This is a genomic window from Streptomyces yangpuensis (genome assembly GCF_024666385.1).
Taxonomy (GTDB): domain Bacteria; phylum Actinomycetota; class Actinomycetes; order Streptomycetales; family Streptomycetaceae; genus Streptomyces; species Streptomyces yangpuensis.
This window is the reverse complement of record NZ_CP102514.1, coordinates 6,298,668-6,315,117: the sequence shown is the minus strand read 5'-3', so window position 1 is coordinate 6,315,117 and position 16,450 is coordinate 6,298,668. Positions and strand designations below refer to the sequence as shown.

Genomic DNA, 16,450 nt, shown 5'->3' with positions numbered 1-16,450 from the left:
GGTCACTTGAGCCTGCTGGAGGCGAGGATGGACACCAGGTGCAGCACGGTCTGGAGCATCGCGATGGCCGCGAGCACGGCGACTCCTACGCGGGACCAGTACAGGTCGCCGCGCATCTGGTCCAGGACGGCCAGGAACAGGATGAGCAGCGAGGCCTCGATGCCGAGGATCAGGCGGTGGAACTTCAGCGCGGCGGCGGCCCGCCGGGCGAGGGCCATGCCCTTGGCGCGCGGCTCGGCGGCCGCGTCCTTGACCACGGGCTTGCCGGCCTGGTGGCGGGCGACGCCGACCAGGTCGGTCTCGGCCTTGATCAGGATGGCGCCGAGCGCGGCGAGCGTGCCGAGGAAGGCCCACAGCCAGTCGGCCCCGCCGGTGCCCCACAGGTCGGCGGCGCGCAGGCCGAAGCCGACCAGGACCGCCGCGTCGCACAGGTAGGCGCCGACCCGGTCCAGGTAGACCCCGGAGAGCGAATACTGCTTCTTCCAGCGGGCGACCTCGCCGTCGACGCAGTCGAGCAGCAGGTACATCTGGACCGCGACCACGCCGAGGACGGCGCCGAGGATGCCCGGCACCAGGAGTGCGGGCAGGGCGAGGACGCCGGCGAGGGTCATCAGGTAGGTCAGCTGGTTGGGCGTGACCTTGGTGGTGACCAGGAGGCGGGTGATGCGCAGGGAGATCTCGCGCATGTAGAGGCGCCCGCCCCAGTGCTCGCCGCTGACCCGGTCCTTCACGCCCGCGGGGTGAACGACGGGCCGGAGTTCAGCTACGGATGGTCTTGGCATAGTCGGCGTAAGCGTCCCTGATCTCGGCGGCGGACAGGTTGAGGTGCTCCAGGATCGTGAAGCGTCCCGGGCGGGTCTGGGGGGCGTACTCGACGGCCGCGACGAACTCGTCGACGCTGAAGCCGATCTCCTCGGGCCCGACCGGCAGGTCGTGCCGGCGCAGCACCTCGACGAAGTGGCCGGCGGCGTCCGCCGCCCCGCGCAGGTGCATCGCGAAGGCCGCGCCGATGCCGACCTGCTCGCCGTGGAGCGCGGAGCGCCCCGGGTAGAGCAGGTCGAAGGCGTGGCTGATCTCGTGGCACGCGCCGGAGGACGGGCGGGAGTCCCCGCTGATCGACATGGCGATGCCGGAGAGCACGAGCGCCTCGGAGAGCACGGTGAGGAACTCGTCGTCGCCGCAGCCGCCGGGGTGGCGCAGCACGGACTCGCCGGCGGTACGGGCCATGGCGGCGGCCAGGCCGTCGACGGGCTCGCCGGTGGTCTCGTGCGAGAGCTCCCAGTCGGCGATCGCCGAGATGTTGGAGATCGCGTCGCCGATGCCGGCGCGGATGAACCGGACCGGGGCGTCCTTGATGACGTCGAGGTCGATCACCATGGCGATCGGGGTGGGGACGCCGTAGGAGCCGCGGCCGTTGTCGTTGTCCAGGATGGACACGGGCGAGCAGATGCCGTCGTGCGAGAGGTTGGTGGCGACGGCCACCATGGGCAGCCCGACCCGCGCCGCGGCGTACTTGGCCACGTCGATGATCTTGCCGCCGCCCAGGCCCACGACGGCGTCGTAGCGGCGGCCCTTTATGTCGTCGGCGAGCTTGACCGCGGAGTCGATGGTGCCGTCGACGACGGCGTACCAGTCGGCGTGCGGGAGCACGGGCTCCAGCCTGGCGCGCAGCGCCACGCCGGAGCCCCCGCTGATCGCGATGGCGAGCTTGCCGGAGGCGGAGATCCGCTGGTCGGCCAGGACGCCGGCCAGGTCGTCCATCGCCCCGCGGCTGATGTCGACGACGACGGGCGAGGGGATGAGCCTCGTCAGTACTGGCATGCGATCGTCCGGCCCTTGGCGAGGTCGTCGTGGTTGTCGATCTCGACCCACCTGACGTCGCCGATGGGGGCCACGTCGACCACGAAGCCGTCGTTGACGAGCTGCTGGTAGCCGTCCTCGTAGTAGAGGTCGGGGTCGCGCTCGAAGGTGGTCTTCAGCGCCTCGGCGAGGGCCTCGGCGGCCTCGGCCTCGATCAGCGTGACGCCGATGTACTCGCCGGTGGCGTCGGCGGGGTCCATGAGCTTGGTGATCTTCCGGACGCCCCGGTCGCCGTCGACGACGACCTTCATCTCCTCGTCGGCCAGGCTCTTGACCGTGTCGAGGGCGAGGATGATCTTCTGGCCGTTGCCGCGGGCGGCGAGGAGGGTCTCCTCGACGGAGACCGGGTGGACGGTGTCGCCGTTGGCGAGGATCACACCGCGCCCCAGGACCTCACGGGCGCACCACAGGGAGTAGGCGTTGTTCCACTCCTCGGCCTTGTCGTTGTCGATCAGCGTGATCTTCAGCCCGTACTTGGCCTCCAGTGCGGCCTGGCGCGCGTAGACGGCCTCCTTGCGGTAGCCGACGACGATGGCGACCTCGGTGAGACCGACCGCGGCGAAGTTGCCGAGGGTCAGGTCGAGGACCGTCAGGCTCTCCTCGTCACCCTCGGGGCCGACGGGCACGAGGGCCTTGGGCAGGGTGTCGGTGTAGGGGCGCAGGCGGCGTCCCGCACCGGCAGCGAGGACAAGGCCGATCATGCTGGTTCTCCTTCGTCATGTACGGCGGGTGCCCCGGAGGAGACCCAGAAGCGGATGCTCTCCACGAGCACCACGAGTGCCACGAACACGGCCAGGGCCGTGAGCGCGACGGGGAAGTCCGATGCGCGGTCCACGAGGACGGCGGCGAGGACCGTGGTCAGCAGGACCCGGCCCTCGTGGCCGCCGATGGTCCGCACCAGCCAGTGCGGGGGCGCGCCGGTGCCACCGCGAATGCGGTACACCGTGTCGTAGTGATGGTAGGCGACCGCCGCGATCAGGCCGAATGCCGCCGGGAGGGCCCCGGGGACGTCCGCCTTGGCGGCGAGCGCGAGGACCGTCACGTATTCGCCCGCGCGGAACAGCGGCGGGATCAGCCAGTCGAGTGCGCCCCCCAGGGGGGCGGCGACGGCGAGCCCGGCCGTCATGGTGCAGATCACGGCGACGGCGATCAGACGCGGGTCGCCGAAGGGGAGGTACAGGGCGGCACCGACCATCAGCACGGTGCCGAGGGCGGCGACGTAGACGGACCCGAAGGAGCCGGCGCGGCCGCGCAGCAGCCGGGCCTGCAGCTCGGCGAGCGGACCGGAGTCGGCGAGGTCGGCGAGCGCCTGGGCGGCGCGGTCGGTGCGCCGGGCCTTGCGGGTCAGGGACCGCAGGACGCGGCCCGCCGTGGTGTAGAGGGCACCGAAGGCACAGCCGGCGATCAGTGCGTAGAAGACGATCCGGGGGGTGGTGAAGGCGGTCAGGACCGCGATCATCGCCCAGCGCTCGCCGATCGGCAGGATGATCATCCGGCGGACCCAGACCGTCCAGCCGACGCTGTCGAGCCGGTCGGAGAGGGCGGCCGTCGGGCTGGTGTTGGCGGTGGCGTCGTGGTTGGCCTCGTTGAAGGAGAAGTCCACGACGTGCCGGCAGGTCATCAGGATCATCGCGCCGAGGGCCAGGCCCCAGACGTCGTCCCCGTTCCGGGCCGCGCCGAGCGCGAGGCCGGCGTAGAAGGAGTACTCCTTGGCCCGGTCGAAGGTCGCGTCGAGCCAGGCGCCCATCGTCGAGTACTGCAGGGAGTAGCGGGCGAGCTGCCCGTCGGTGCAGTCCAGGACGAAGGAGACGATCAGCAGGACACCGGCCGCGACGTAGCCCCAGCGCTCGCCCGTGGCCGCGCAGCCCGCCGCGATCAGCGCGGTGATCAGCGAGGCGGTGGTGACCTGGTTCGGGGTGAGGCCGCGGCGCGCGCACCAGCGGGCGATGTAACGCGAGTACGGGCTGATGCAGAAGGTGGTGAAGAACCCGTCGCGGGACTTCACGGCGGAGCGCAGCCGGACGGCCTCCTCGTCCACGGCGGCGACGGCGGCGGAGGCCGCCGCGCGCTCGTCCGCGTCGGCGGGCACCACGGCGACCAGGCTGCCGAGCTCGGGCCGCTGGACGGTGGTGCCGGCGGCCTCGACCGCGGCGGCGAGCCGGTCGGCGTAGGGGCCGGACCCGTCGGCGCCCTCGGTGACGACGGCCTTGTCGAGGGCCTCGCGGGCACCCGCCTGTACGGAGAGGGCGCCGGTGACGGCGCAGGCGTCGAAGCGGGGGTCGGTCAGCGCGAGCCGCAGCGCGTGCACGTGCCCGACGAAGGCGGTGTCGACGACGGCCACCCGCTGGTCGGCGGGTACGCCGGCCAGTGCGGCGGCGGCGTCCTGGGGACCGGCGGCCGGGCGGACCTCGAAGCCGAGGGAGCGGAGCTCGTCCGCGAGCGGCGATCCGGGGACCGGCAGGCCGGTGAGGATGACGGTCGGCAGACGAACTCACTCCTTGTAACGGATTCCGAACGGGCGCGCCCGTGGGGCGGCGGCACGTCGGCAGAGGCTATCGGATGAAGGGAAGCAGGGTTTCATCACCCGTTTACGCCCCGATAAGCCGATATCCGGGCTTCGGGCCGGGTCGCGATCATCATCGGTGATCACGACGCGGTACCACAAACGGCGTCGGTGTTACGGTGGACACGCCCCTGAAGGTGTCGAGTGGAACGAGGTGGGTCGATGACCGTCGCAGTGGTCGCGGCCGAGCGCTGCGAACTCCGGTGCATCCCCCATTTCCCCCGGGCGACCGGCCGGGCCTGATCCACCGTTCTCCCGGACTTTCACCGGGGGACCTCCAGATCGGCCGGAGCCCCTTTTCAAGGGTTCACGTTGACCGACAACACCCACACCGCTTTCGAGGCTTTTCTCACTCTTCACCATGGGCTGCCGCGGCAGGCTCCGGGCTCGGACGCGAGCACCCGCCGGCTGCTGTCCCTGTGCGGACCGCTGCCCGAGCGGCCCCGCGTCCTCGACCTGGGCTGCGGCCCCGGCCGCAGCGCGCTGCTGCTCGCCGCCGAGGCGGGCGGCACCGGACCGGGCGGCGCCGAGGTGACCGCCGTCGACCTGCACGCCCCCTTCCTCGACGAACTGCGCACCGCCGCCGCGGCCCGCGGGCTCGCCGACCGGGTCCGCACCGTGGAGGCGGACATGAACGCGCTCCCCGCGCAGGAGGCCGGGGACGGCTCCTTCGACCTCGTCTGGGCGGAGGGCTCCGCCTACATCGTGGGCTTCGACACCGCGCTGGCGCGGTGGAAGCGGCTGCTCGCCCCCGGCGGCACGCTCGTGCTGACCGAATGCGAGTGGACGACCGCGGAACCGTCCGCCGGAGCGCGCGCCTTCTGGGACCCGCAGTACCCGCTGCGCTCCACGGCCGGCAACGTCGCGGCCGCCCGGGCCGCCGGCTACCGGGTGCTCGGCGTGCACCGGCTGCCCGACTCCGACTGGGACGAGTACTACGGCCCGCTCGCCGAGCGTGTCCGCGACCGGACCGGCGAGGACTCCCCCGCGATGGCGTGGGCGGTGGCCGCCACCCGCGAGGAACTGGACGTACGGGCCCGCCACGGGCACGAGTACGGCTACACCGGCTATGTCCTGCGTCCGGTGGAGGCCGGCGACGGCGACGCCTGACCGGCCCGCCCGGGCGGGGTCCGGCGCGCGGGCGTGGTGAGTGACGTGATCCGCCCCCTAACACGTGGTGGGGGGCGGACATGCGCGGATGTCCGAAGTGGGGACAAGCCTCTTTTGTACGGCAGACTGAAGGCCGAAGTCCGAAGCGAAGGATGGGTATGCCGACCACACCAGCCACCGCCGCGAACAGCGCGTCCAACGGCACCGGTACTCAAGAACCGATCATGCTCGAACTGGTCGACGAGTCCGGCAACACCATCGGCACGGCGGAGAAGCTCTCCGCCCATCAGGCTCCCGGGCAGCTGCACCGGGCGTTCTCCGTGTTCCTGTTCGACGAGCAGGGTCGTCTGCTGCTCCAGCAGCGGGCCCTCGGGAAGTACCACTCGCCGGGCGTCTGGTCGAACACCTGCTGCGGTCACCCGTATCCCGGGGAGTCGCCGTTCGCGGCCGCGGCCCGGCGGACCCACGAGGAGCTGGGGCTGTCGCCGTCGCTGCTCGCGCAGGCGGGAACGGTGCGCTACAACCACCCGGACCCCGCGTCGGGCCTCGTGGAGCAGGAGTTCAATCACCTGTTCGTGGGACTCGCGCAGGCCGCCGTGCGGCCGGATCCGGAGGAGGTCGAGGCCACCGCCTTCGTGACCGCCGAGGAGCTGGCGAAGCGGCACGCGGAAGTGCCGTTCTCGGCCTGGTTCATGACCGTGCTGGACGCGGCGCGGCCCGCGATCCGCGAGCTGACCGGCGACGCGGCGGGCTGGTAGTCCCCTGCGCCGTCCTCGACCTCGTCTGCTCCCCCGTCGTCCTCGACTCAGCGTGCGGCCGGCGGGGTGGCGAGGGGGAGGGCCGCCCAGATGACCTTGCCGCCGGTGGAGGTGTGCTCGACGTCGCAGACCCCGCCGGACTGCAGGGTGATCTCGCGGACGAGCAGCAGGCCCCGGCCGCCGGTCTGGCCGAAGTCTGCCTCCAGCGCCTTGGGGCGGTAGGGGTGGTTGTCCTCGACGGCCACCCGTACCCACTCGCGGCCGATGGCGACCTCGACCGCGACCTCGGGCGAGAGCAGGGCGGCATGCCGGACCGAGTTCGTCACCAGTTCGGAGACGATCAGGAGCAGGGAGTACACGAGGTCCTGATGGGCCGGCACCCCCTGGCGCCCGAGCAGGTCCCGGACGGCCCGGCGGGCCTGCGGAACGGATTCTTCTACTGCGGGAGCGGTGAACCTCCACACGCCCTCGTAGGCGAGGGGGCCGGCCGGGGCCGGCGGCCCCCCTTCCCCGGCCCGTGGGCCCCTCCCGCTGGCGTCCATCTTCCGGCCCCCGTCTTCACGCTCGATCGTCTCCACGCGACAAGAGTGGTGAAGGGGTGGGTCCGGCCCGGACTGCTGACCAGAAGTCAGCGTCATTCGGACACTTTCTGACCACTGGCGTATGACGGAGTCAGTTGTTGGTCTGTTCCTGATCTTCTGCCGGACGCTTCTCGGCCGCCTCACACATCGCCCGCGCGCCGGCGTCGTCCGCCGCCGCCTCGTCCTCCCTGACCAACCCCAGGATGGCGGCGCGCAGCCGGACTGTTGCCGGGCCGGTCGGAAAGGAACAGGAGCCCGGCGGCGCGCCGAAGGCCCCGCGAAGCGCCCCCTCGTAGGATGCTCCGATCACATGATGCACCGCCCGGGATAGCATCCGGCGCATGGACGCAGCCCTGGACGCAACCCTTCTGCACACGGTCGCCGACGGGGTCGCCACCGTCGTCGTCTCGCACCCCGCCAAGCGCAACGCCATGACCGCCTCGATGTGGCGGGCGCTTCCCGGGCTGCTGGACGGGCTCGCGGGCGACCCGGCCGTACGGGTGCTCGTCCTCACCGGGGCCGGACCGACCTTCTGCGCGGGCGCCGACATCTCCTCCCTCACCGGGGACGACGACCCGCGGGCCCTCGCCGTGGCGGCGGAGGAGGCCCTGGCGGCCTTCCCGAAGCCGACGCTGGCCGCGATCCGCGGGTTCTGCGTGGGCGGCGGCAGCCAGCTGGCGGCCGCCTGCGACCTGCGCTTCGCCGAGGAGGGGGCGTCCTTCGGGGTGACTCCGGCGAAGCTGGGCATCGTCTACCCGGCGTCCTCGACCCGCAGGCTCACCTCCCTGGTCGGCCCGGCCTGGGCCAAGTACCTGCTCTTCTCCGCGGAGCTGGTCGGGGCGGAACAGGCGCTGCGCGCCGGGTTCCTGAACGAGCTGCTGCCGGCCGGCGGGCTGGACAAGCGGGTCGCCGAGTTCACCCGTGTCCTGGCCGCCCGCTCGCAGCTGACGCAGGCGGCGGCGAAGGAGTTCGCCGACGGCCGCACGGACCGGGACCGGCACTGGGAGGAGCAGGCGGCCGGGAGCGACGACACCGCCGAGGGGGTCGCCGCGTTCCTGGAGCGGCGGGCGCCCCGCTTCACCTGGACGCCGTGACAGCCGGCCGGCCCGGTCAGCCGGTCAGCCGGTCAGCCCGTCAGCCGGGCGCGTTGTTCCCGCGCAGCATCGCGACGATGCCGGCCGGGGCCTTCTCGGGCGAGCCCGCGTCGTAGGGCGGCTGGGGGTCGTACTCGGTCATCAGCTGTACGGCCTGGGCGAACTCGTCACCGGCGATCCGGCCGAGGAGGGTGAGCCCCATGTCGATCCCGGAGGACACCCCGGCCGCGGTGACGTACTTGCCGTCGAACACCACACGCTCGCCGGTCGGCTCGGCCCCCAGCTTCGGCAGCCGGTCCAGGTACAGCCAGTGGCTGGTCGCCCGCCGCCCGCGCAGCAGTCCGGCGGAGGCCAGCAGCAGGGATCCGGTGCACACCGAGGTGGTCCAGGTGGTGGTGGCGTCGACCGTACGCAGCCAGTCCATGACCACGGGGTTGGCCATCTCCACATCGGGGTGCGGCCCGCCGGGCACGATGACGATGTCGGGCCGGGTCACCTCGTCGAGCCCCTGGTCCGCGACGAGTGCGAGCGAGCCGTTGTCGGTCCGTACGGGCCCCGGCCGCTCCGAGACGAACACGACCTCGGCGCCGGACAGCCGGCCGAGGGTGTCGAAGGGGCCGATGGCGTCGAGGGCGGTGAAGTGGTCGTAGAGAAGGACGGCGATCTGCATGGCTCCTCCGGGAGCGTCGGTCGGAACACGGCTCCGCCCCGGCGGGGCGGCTCTTCCTGCTGGTGGGCGGGTTCCGCCCTCAGTCGCGGGACGTGCCGAAACGGCGGCGGTACTCGGCGGGCGGCTGGCCGAGGGTGCGCACGAAGGCCCGGCGCAACGCCTCCGGGTTGCCGTACCCGCAGGCCCGGGCGATCTGGGCGATCCCTTCCCCGCTCTCCTCGAGCAGCCGCCGGGCATGGTCCACCCGCACCCGTTCGACGTACCGGCCGGGCGTGACGCCGGTCTCCGCCCGGAAGGCCCGTGCGAAGTGCCGCGGCGACAGCCTGGCGCGGGCGGCGAGGTGCTCGACGCCCAGGTCCTCCCCCGGGTGCTCGGTGATCCACTGCTGCACGTCCCGCAGCGGGTCCCGCCGGGCCGTCTGGGCCGCGAGCTGCGCGCTGAACTGCGCCTGGTTGCCGGGCCTGCGCAGGAAGACCACCAGGTGCCGGGCGATCGTCAGGGCGACGTCCTGCCCGTGGTCCTCCTCCACCAGCGCCAGCGCGAGGTCGATGCCCGCCGTCACCCCGGCCGAGGTGGCCACCGGCCCGTCCCGCACGTAGATGGGGTCCGGCTCGACGGCGACGGCCGGATAGTCCTGCGCCATCCGCTCGCAGGCGTTCCAGTGCGTCGTCGCGCGCCGCCCGTCCAGCAGTCCGGCCTCGGCCAGCAGCAGTCCCCCCGTGCACACGGAGACCAGCCGCTCCGCTCCACCCCCGTGGGTGCGGAGCCAGTCGGTCAGCCCGGGCTCGAAGTCCGCCGTGAACCGTCCCCCGGGCACGAGCACCGTCGTCCCGGGGCCCGGCCGGGCGCACTCCAGCTCCCCGTCGGGCACCAGCGTCAGCCCGCTGCCGGTGCGAACGGGCTCCCCGCCCGGCGACACCGTCCGGATCGCGTACCCCGCCCGCCCGGAAAAGTGGGCGAGCGCGGCGAACACCTCCACCGGGCCTGTCACGTCGAGGCTCTGGACCCCGTCGTAGAGGAGGACGAGGACGTTGCGCGGCGATGACCCCATGGCCTCATGGTGTGCCGCCTCCGCCGGTGGCCGCAATGACGTGCTTCCCACCTATCCGGCCACGCCCGGGGTCCGGCGCGCACGCCGATAGAATCGGCCCATCATGACTGCCACCCTCGTCGCCAAGAAGCTCACCGCCGCGCACGGCGAGCGCACGCTGTTCGCCGATCTCGACCTCGTCGTCGCACCCGGCGACGTCATCGGCCTCGTCGGCGTGAACGGCGCCGGGAAGTCGACCCTGCTGCGGCTGCTCGCCGGACTGGACACTCCCGAGACCGGGGAGCTGCGGCTCTCCCCGCCCACCGCCGCCGTCGGCCACCTCCCGCAGGAGCCGGAGCGCCGGCCGGAGGAGTCGGTCCGGGAGTTCCTGGCCCGGCGTACGGGCGTGGCCGCCGCCCAGGCGGAGCTCGACGAGGCGACGCAGGGCCTGGTGGACGGCACGCCGGGTGCCGACGACGCGTACGCGACCGCGCTCGACCGGTGGCTGGACCTCGGCGGCGCGGACCTCGACGAGCGCGCCGAGGAGGTCGCCGACGACCTCGGCCTCTCGGTCGGCCTCGACCTGCCGATGACGGCGCTCTCCGGCGGCCAGGCGGCCCGTGCGGGCCTGGCCTCGCTCCTCCTCTCGCGCTACGACGTCTTCCTGCTCGACGAGCCGACCAACGACCTGGACCTGGACGGTCTGGAGCGGCTGGAGCGGTTCGTCAAGGGGCTGCGCGCCGGCACCGTCGTGATCAGCCACGACCGCGAGTTCCTGACCCGGACCGTCACCAAGGTCCTCGAACTCGACCTGGCGCAGCAGCAGATCAACCTCTACGGCGGCGGCTACGACTCCTACCTGGAGGAGCGGGCCCGGTCCCGCAGCCACGCGCGCGAGGAGTACGAGGAGTACGCGGACAAGAAGGCCGCACTGGAGGGCCGGGCCCAGATGCAGCGCAACTGGATGGACAAGGGCGTGCGCAACGCCCGCCGCAAGTCCACCGACAACGACAAGATCGGCAAGGCGCTGCGCGGCGAGTCCAGCGAGAAGCAGGCCGCGAAGGCCCGCCAGACGCAGCGCGCGATCGAGCGGCTGGAGGTCGTCGAGGAGCCGCGCAAGGAGTGGGAGCTGCGGATGGAGATCGCGGCGGCCCCGCGCTCGGGCTCCGTGGTGGCCACCCTGCGCGAGGCGGCCGTCAAGCGGGGGGACTTCGCCTTCGGCCCGGCGAGCCTGCAGATCGACTGGGCGGACCGGGTGGCGATCACCGGGGCGAACGGCGCCGGCAAGTCCACCCTCCTCGCCGTGCTCCTGGGCCGGCTGGCCCCGGACTCCGGCTCCGCCACCCTCGGCTCCGGCGTGCTGGTCGGTGAGGTCGACCAGGCCCGCGGACTGTTCCTCGGCGACGAACCGCTGCTGGAGGCGTTCTGCGCGGCCGTCCCCGACACCGAGCCCGCCGAAGTGCGCACTCTGCTGGCCAAGTTCGGCCTCAGGGCGGCCCACGTGCTGCGCCCGGCCGCGACCCTCTCCCCCGGTGAGCGCACCCGCGCCGCGCTCGCGCTGCTCCAGGGCCGCGGGGTGAACCTGCTGGTGCTGGACGAGCCGACCAACCACCTCGACCTGCCGGCGATCGAGCAGCTGGAGTCCGCGCTGGAGGCGTACGAGGGCACCCTCCTGCTGGTCACGCACGACCGCCGGATGCTCGACGCGGTACAGGTCACCCGCCGCCTGGAAGTCTCCGGCGGCAAGGTCACCGAGCTTTGAGCTTGATCTTTAACGTCCGAGGTCGAACGATGCCTCGTACTTGATCACTCGGTTCGGTAACCGCCGTACGCGGAAGCGGCCTTCGTCTGGATCATGTGTTCCGACCAAGGAACACACATGTCCAGCGCGAAGGCCGTGGGGATGAGTCTGCTGCATCGTGATGGCCGGCGGGAGCCGTTGGCGGAACTGTCACGCTTCCGGGGCGAGTTCTACTCCTGTCTCACCGCTCGTTCGGACGCGCTGTTCGAGTTGGCCGACGCGGTTCTGTGCGGCGACGGGCCGGTGCGATCACTGGCCGAGCTGTCACTGGTAGGTGAACACCGGCGCGGTCACGGAGGGCTTTATGCCGCGCTCGCCCAGGGCCGGCTCGACGCGGACCGGATGCGGCAGGTCCTGGCCTCGGTGCCGCTTCCGCGGGCCGCCGACGGGCGGCTGGTACTGGCCGTGGACGTGACCTGCTGGCTGCGGCCCGACGCCCACACCTCACCCCAGCGGATCCTGTGCCACACCTACGGACGGGGCAAAGACCAGCACATTCCCGTCCCCGGCTGGCCGTACTCGATCATCTGCGCGCTGGAGCCCGGCCGCAGCTCGTGGACCGCCCCGCTGGACGCGTTGCGTCTGGCACCCGGGGACGACACGGCCACCATCACCGCCCGACAGTTGCGCGAGCTGATCGAGCGGCTGATCACCGCAGGCCAGTGGCAGGTCGGTGACCCGGAAGTCCTCGTCGTCGCGGACGCCGGATACGACGCGCCCCGCCTGGCCCACCTCCTGCGGGACCTGCCGGTCCAGGTCCTGGCACGGATGCGCTCGGACCGTGTCCTGCGCAGAGCCGCCCCACCACGACAGCCCCACATCATGGGGCGCCCTCCCCGGCACGGCAGCGAGTTCGTCTTCGGGCAGCCCGACACCTGGGGCACCCCGGACGCCGAGTCCGTCACCGACACGCGCCTATACGGCACCGCCAACGCCCGATGCTGGGACCGGCTCCACCCCAAGCTGACCCACCGATCTTCCTGGGCCGGAGCAGACGGCACCCTCCCGATCGTCGAGGGGACGGTGATCCGTCTGGACATCGACCACCTGCCCAGCGGAGCAACCCCCAAGCCGGTCTGGCTGTGGTGGTCCGGCACCGACGCGGAGGCAGCTGACGTCGACCGCCTCTGGCAGGCATACCTGCGGCGTTTCGACATCGAGCACACCTTCCGCCTGTTCAAGCAGACCCTCGGCTGGACCTCTCCGAAGATCCGCACCCCCGAGGCGGGGGACCGGTGGACCTGGCTGGTCCTCGCCGCCTACACCCAGCTCCGTCTCGCCCGGCCACTGGCAGCCGACCTGCGTCGGCCCTGGGAGAAGCCCGCACCCGTCGAACGCCTCACGCCCGCCCGCGTCCGCCGAGACTTCCGGCACATCCGCCCGAAGACCACCTGCCCGGCCGGTGCACCGAAACCCTCCCGCCCCGGCCCCGGCAGGCCACCAGGCCGCAAGAACACTCGGCCCACCCCACGACACGACGTGCACACAGTCCGCAAACCCGACACCACGAAACCGAAAACGAAAAAGCCAACGACTCCTCGCCCACGCCGCACAGGTTAAAGATCAAGTTGAGGCCCTGTCGCCGAAGTCCCGTCCGGCCCGCGGTGCCCGCCGCCGCACCTCGCCGCGGTGCCGGGGCGCCCGAGTACGTCCCGTACTCGTCGCGCCCGTCCGCCCGGTGATGCTGCCCCTCGGCCCTCCGGGCCTGGGGAGACCCCACGGCACCGGACACCGCGGGCCTGACCGGCGCTACCGGCTAGGGGTCCCGCCGGGCGCAGCGTTCGCGTGCCTCGCGCACCCGCCCGGCGGCCTCCTGGTCGTCGGGCGGCAGCCAGTCGGCGAGCAGTTCACCGGCCGCGATCAGCTCCGCCCGGTAGCGGGCCGGGTCCCCGCGGTCGCGTACCGGCAGGCCGACGAGGACGGTGTACGCCTCGGGCAGGCGGCCGGTGGCCAGCTTCCGGCTGATGCTGAAGGCCGCCCCGCTGCCGATGCCGCCCAGTGCGCCCATGGACCGGCCCAGAAGGCGGCGGACCTGCTCGCCGGGCTCGTCCAGCGTCACGTGGACGTCGAACACCGCGGCGAGGTCGAGGAGTTCCCCCGCCAACTCCTCGTCGCCGGGGGCGAAGTCGCCCCACAGTTCCTCGGTGCCGCGCAGCCGGTGCTCCGCGTCCGCGCGGGGAATGCCGAGCGCGTCGCACACCGCCAGGGCGGTGTCCCGGAAGCCGGCACCGACCGCGAGTGCGGCGTACACCTCGGCGGGCGGCAGACCCGATGCCAGGGCCTGGCGGGCGCGGTCCGCGGGCCCGGTCATGCGTCCGGTCCGGCGGGGGCCCGGCGCTTGCGGGCCATCTTCCGGGCGACGAAGGCACGCGGGAGGTGGCGGACGGCCAGGGCGTAGGCCTGGTAGCGACGGCCGGTGATGCTGACCGGACGGCGCAGGGCGAGGTCTTTCAGCGCCTGCTCGACGACGGCCTCCGGTTCCAGCCAGACCGCGTCACGCAGCGCGCTGACGTCCATTCCGGCGCGTTCCTGGAACTCGGTGCGGGTGAATCCGGGGAGGACGGCCAGCACCCGGACGTTGTACGGCTCCATGTCCACCCGGAGGGACTCGCTGAACGCGGTGACCCAGGCCTTGGCGGCCCCGTAGGTGCCCGTGGGCAGCAGTCCGGCCACCGAGGAGACGTTGACGACGCCCCCGCGGCGGCGCTCGCGCAGACCGGGCAGGGCGGCATGGGTGAGCCGCAGCGGGACCTTGACGAGGAGGTCGAGCATCCGCTCCTCGTCCTCGACCGGGCTGTACGGGAAGGGTGCGGGGAGCCCGAAGCCCGCGTTGTTGACCAGGATGTCCACGGGCCGGGTGCGGTCGGCGAGCCGCCCGGCGACCTGGTCGAGGTCCGCCGGGTCCAGCAGGTCTGCGGGCAGCACCTCGCAGGCGGTGCCGTACTCGCGGGCCAGCGCGTCGGCGACGTCGCCCAGCCGGTCCTTGTCGCGGGCGACGAGGACCAGGTCGCAGCCCTTGGCGGCGAATCCCCGGGCGAAGGCGGCGCCCAGTCCGGCGCTGGCTCCGGTGATCAGTACGGTGGTCACGGCGCGTTCACTTCCTCGGTGGTGGCCGGCGAGGTGTAGGCCTCGGCGACGTCGACGAGGAACCGCGCCTCGTCCGCCAGGTCCCCGCCTTCGTTCGAACTCTGGATGGCTGCGGGCAGTTCCAGCGCGGCCGCCTCGCCCGGCCGCCCGGGCAGCCCGGCGAGCTTGGCCCGCCGTGCGTCCTTCAGTACGCGGGCCAGCGCGGCCGCGGTGCGCCGCTGCTCGGGGATCCCGTGGTCGGCGGCCCGGCCGCGGGCCTGCTCCAGGGCGCCCGGCCCGACGTACTCCCCCAGGATCAGGATGGCGTCGCGTGTCTCGATGACCTTGCGGTAGACCAGCAGGTTGCGCGGGACCGGCGGCCACAGCAACTCGGCCACCCGGCCCGAGCGCGGCTTGTTGAGGGCGACGTGCGGGACGGCGTCGACGAGGTCGCGCCACAGCGGCCACAGCCGCCAGGCGGTGGCGATGTCGGCGAGGGTGCGCCGGAGGATGAACAGGGTGGGCACGAGGATCGCGGCGGCGCGCAGCATGCCGTGCAGGTTCATCAGCAGCGGGAGCGCGGGCATCGCCCAGGTGTTGGCGAACAGTGCCTTGACCAGGTAGGCGAGCCAGAACAGTCCGGCGAGCGCGGTGCCGAGGCCGAAGAGGAGCAGGCCGGCGGCCAGCCCCCGGCTCTCGGTGCGCCGGCTGTAGCGCCAGCACAGGCAGACGCAGACGGTGTTGGCGATCACGTGGGCGGAGATCAGCACGAGCCAGTACGCGAGGGAGGGCACCGGGTCGCCCACCGGGGGCATGGTGTGGGTGCCGTGGGCGGGGGCGGCGGCGTCCAGGGCCACGAGGGCGGTCAGCCAGGCCACGGTGGCGGCGCAGGAGCCGAGCCGGAGGCGGCGGCCGCGGGTGGTGGCGGCGACGAAGTAGAGCACGGCGCCCGCCGACAGCACCCCGATGAGGTTGCGGACGAGGCCGATGGAGTGGGCGTAGGCCGCGCCGCGGCTCATGGCGTAGGAGACGACGTCGGGCAGGTTCAGGGTCATCGCGGCGGCGGCGGTCGCGACGGCCAGCCACAGGCCGCGCTGCTGGGGCGAGCGCAGGGCGCCCGGGGCGCGCAGCAGGACGGCGGCCCACAGGAGGACCACGCTCGGGACGGCCAGCCAGTTGCCGAAGTCGGTCAGGTCAGCCGCCATCGGTGCCCCGCTCGTACCCCATGGCGGACTCCAGGCGGGCGAGGGTGCCCCGGTGCCGGGCGGGGGTGCGCGGGCCGGCGTTCGCGGTACGGATGCGGATCATGCTGGCGAGCATCTCCGCCTCCTGTTCCTGGCGGGTGGTGTAGTTGGTGCGGCCCAGTACGACCGGGGCGCCGTCGTCGGTCTCCTCGCCCTCCAGCGAGTTGTGTCCGAAGAGGATGTGGCCGAGCTCGTGGAGGACGATGTGCTCCCGGTGCAGCGGGGTGGTCTGCGCCTCGTAGAAGACGTAGTCGACGCTGGCCGTGCCCACCCACAGTCCGCAGACCCCGGATTCCGCCGCCTCCTTGGGGAGGGGGTGGAGCCGGATGGGGCGGCCGCGCTGCTCGGCCATCCGCCCGCACAGGGCGTCGAGCGAGAACGGATGGGTCAGATCCAGATGGCCGAGAATGTTCTCGCACCTTTTACGAATGCTGAGTTGCCGGTGGGGCATGTGATCCCTCTTCGGAGCCTTTCCGGGGCAGCGTCGGTAGGCGTGTGTGGGCATGGGCATGACGTCCTGTGCCTTCAAGGCGGCCTCGGGGAATGCAGTCCTGAGGGAGGAAACGCGGAAGCCCGTCCGCCGGATGACGAACGGGCGTTCCACCATGCCTACAGATCTTGTACGGGAGTTGGCAAGGAAAGTCCCCAGGTGGGGAACCTATTCGGCCATCAC

The 16,450-nt window shown here is 72.6% G+C and carries 16 protein-coding genes and 1 pseudogene; 5 read left to right on the top strand and 12 right to left on the bottom strand.

Going from position 1 to position 16,450, the window contains the following annotated elements; genetic code table 11:
- Positions 1-2 precede the first annotated feature (2 nt).
- From NRK68_RS28695 to NRK68_RS28680, 4 genes are read right to left on the bottom strand one after another with little or no spacing between them, the layout of a single operon-like run.
- Positions 3-782: a CDP-alcohol phosphatidyltransferase family protein gene (locus NRK68_RS28695; RefSeq protein ID WP_257857153.1), complete on the bottom strand. Its 780-nt coding sequence runs from the start codon at positions 780-782 to the stop codon at positions 3-5.
- A complete protein-coding gene (locus tag NRK68_RS28690; protein ID WP_183063936.1) occupies positions 760-1,821 on the bottom strand; it encodes an iron-containing alcohol dehydrogenase family protein in 1,062 nt (353 codons plus the stop codon). The genes NRK68_RS28695 and NRK68_RS28690 overlap by 23 nt, the downstream gene beginning before the upstream one ends.
- The gene (locus NRK68_RS28685; RefSeq protein WP_046776470.1) at positions 1,809-2,561 is read right to left on the bottom strand and encodes a phosphocholine cytidylyltransferase family protein; all 753 of its coding nucleotides are present in this window, start codon (positions 2,559-2,561) and stop codon (positions 1,809-1,811) included. The genes NRK68_RS28690 and NRK68_RS28685 overlap by 13 nt, the downstream gene beginning before the upstream one ends.
- Positions 2,558-4,345, bottom strand: coding sequence for a DUF5941 domain-containing protein (locus tag NRK68_RS28680; RefSeq protein ID WP_257857945.1), 1,788 nt, complete (start codon positions 4,343-4,345; stop codon positions 2,558-2,560). The genes NRK68_RS28685 and NRK68_RS28680 overlap by 4 nt, the downstream gene beginning before the upstream one ends.
- Before the next feature lie 390 nt (positions 4,346-4,735).
- Here NRK68_RS28680 and NRK68_RS28675 point away from each other — a divergent pair.
- Together NRK68_RS28675 and idi are read left to right on the top strand one after the other, a co-directional pair.
- Positions 4,736-5,512 (top strand): annotated as a pseudogene (locus NRK68_RS28675) (SAM-dependent methyltransferase); the annotation flags it as partial.
- A gap of 179 nt (positions 5,513-5,691) precedes the next feature.
- A complete protein-coding gene (gene idi / locus NRK68_RS28670; protein WP_183063934.1) occupies positions 5,692-6,291 on the top strand; it encodes an isopentenyl-diphosphate Delta-isomerase in 600 nt (199 codons plus the stop codon).
- 47 nt (positions 6,292-6,338) lie between these two features.
- On the opposite strand, the gene NRK68_RS28665 is transcribed toward idi, so the two are convergent.
- Both NRK68_RS28665 and NRK68_RS28660 read right to left on the bottom strand, forming a co-directional pair.
- Entirely contained in the window at positions 6,339-6,833 is a 495-nt protein-coding gene (locus NRK68_RS28665; protein WP_220818462.1) for an ATP-binding protein, read from the bottom strand.
- A 130-nt stretch (positions 6,834-6,963) separates the two neighbouring features.
- The gene (locus tag NRK68_RS28660) at positions 6,964-7,182 is read right to left on the bottom strand and encodes a hypothetical protein (protein WP_257857152.1); all 219 of its coding nucleotides are present in this window, start codon (positions 7,180-7,182) and stop codon (positions 6,964-6,966) included.
- 43 nt (positions 7,183-7,225) lie between these two features.
- Here NRK68_RS28660 and NRK68_RS28655 point away from each other — a divergent pair, with 43 nt between their 5' ends.
- Positions 7,226-7,966, top strand: a complete 741-nt coding sequence (locus NRK68_RS28655; protein WP_257857944.1) for an enoyl-CoA hydratase/isomerase family protein — start codon at positions 7,226-7,228, stop codon at positions 7,964-7,966.
- A gap of 40 nt (positions 7,967-8,006) precedes the next feature.
- On the opposite strand, the gene NRK68_RS28650 is transcribed toward NRK68_RS28655, so the two are convergent.
- Together NRK68_RS28650 and NRK68_RS28645 are read right to left on the bottom strand one after the other, a co-directional pair.
- Positions 8,007-8,636 (bottom strand): DJ-1/PfpI family protein, encoded by a 630-nt coding sequence (locus tag NRK68_RS28650; protein ID WP_183063931.1) that lies wholly within the window; start codon positions 8,634-8,636, stop codon positions 8,007-8,009.
- A 79-nt stretch (positions 8,637-8,715) separates the two neighbouring features.
- Positions 8,716-9,687, bottom strand: a complete 972-nt coding sequence (locus NRK68_RS28645; protein ID WP_183063930.1) for a GlxA family transcriptional regulator — start codon at positions 9,685-9,687, stop codon at positions 8,716-8,718.
- 103 nt (positions 9,688-9,790) lie between these two features.
- Between NRK68_RS28645 and abc-f the strand changes: the two genes are divergently transcribed.
- Positions 9,791-11,428, top strand: a complete 1,638-nt coding sequence (gene abc-f / locus NRK68_RS28640) for a ribosomal protection-like ABC-F family protein (RefSeq protein ID WP_183063929.1) — start codon at positions 9,791-9,793, stop codon at positions 11,426-11,428.
- 141 nt (positions 11,429-11,569) lie between these two features.
- On the top strand, positions 11,570-13,027 hold the full coding sequence (locus NRK68_RS28635; RefSeq protein WP_257857822.1) for an NF041680 family putative transposase: 1,458 nt from the start codon (positions 11,570-11,572) through the stop codon (positions 13,025-13,027).
- 196 nt (positions 13,028-13,223) lie between these two features.
- Here the strand turns inward: NRK68_RS28635 and NRK68_RS28630 are convergent, their stop codons facing one another.
- From NRK68_RS28630 to NRK68_RS28615, 4 genes are read right to left on the bottom strand one after another with little or no spacing between them, the layout of a single operon-like run.
- Complete coding sequence (locus NRK68_RS28630; protein ID WP_257857151.1) at positions 13,224-13,778, bottom strand: hypothetical protein; 555 nt, start codon at positions 13,776-13,778, stop codon at positions 13,224-13,226.
- Positions 13,775-14,554 carry an SDR family NAD(P)-dependent oxidoreductase gene (locus tag NRK68_RS28625; RefSeq protein ID WP_257857150.1) on the bottom strand — a complete coding sequence of 260 codons (780 nt, stop codon included), beginning with the start codon at positions 14,552-14,554 and terminating at the stop codon, positions 13,775-13,777. The genes NRK68_RS28630 and NRK68_RS28625 overlap by 4 nt, the downstream gene beginning before the upstream one ends.
- On the bottom strand, positions 14,551-15,738 hold the full coding sequence (locus tag NRK68_RS28620; protein WP_257857149.1) for an MAB_1171c family putative transporter: 1,188 nt from the start codon (positions 15,736-15,738) through the stop codon (positions 14,551-14,553). Before NRK68_RS28620 ends, NRK68_RS28625 begins: the two co-directional genes overlap by 4 nt.
- Entirely contained in the window at positions 15,728-16,228 is a 501-nt protein-coding gene (locus NRK68_RS28615; protein WP_183063925.1) for an ImmA/IrrE family metallo-endopeptidase, read from the bottom strand. The genes NRK68_RS28620 and NRK68_RS28615 overlap by 11 nt, the downstream gene beginning before the upstream one ends.
- Positions 16,229-16,450 lie beyond the last annotated feature (222 nt).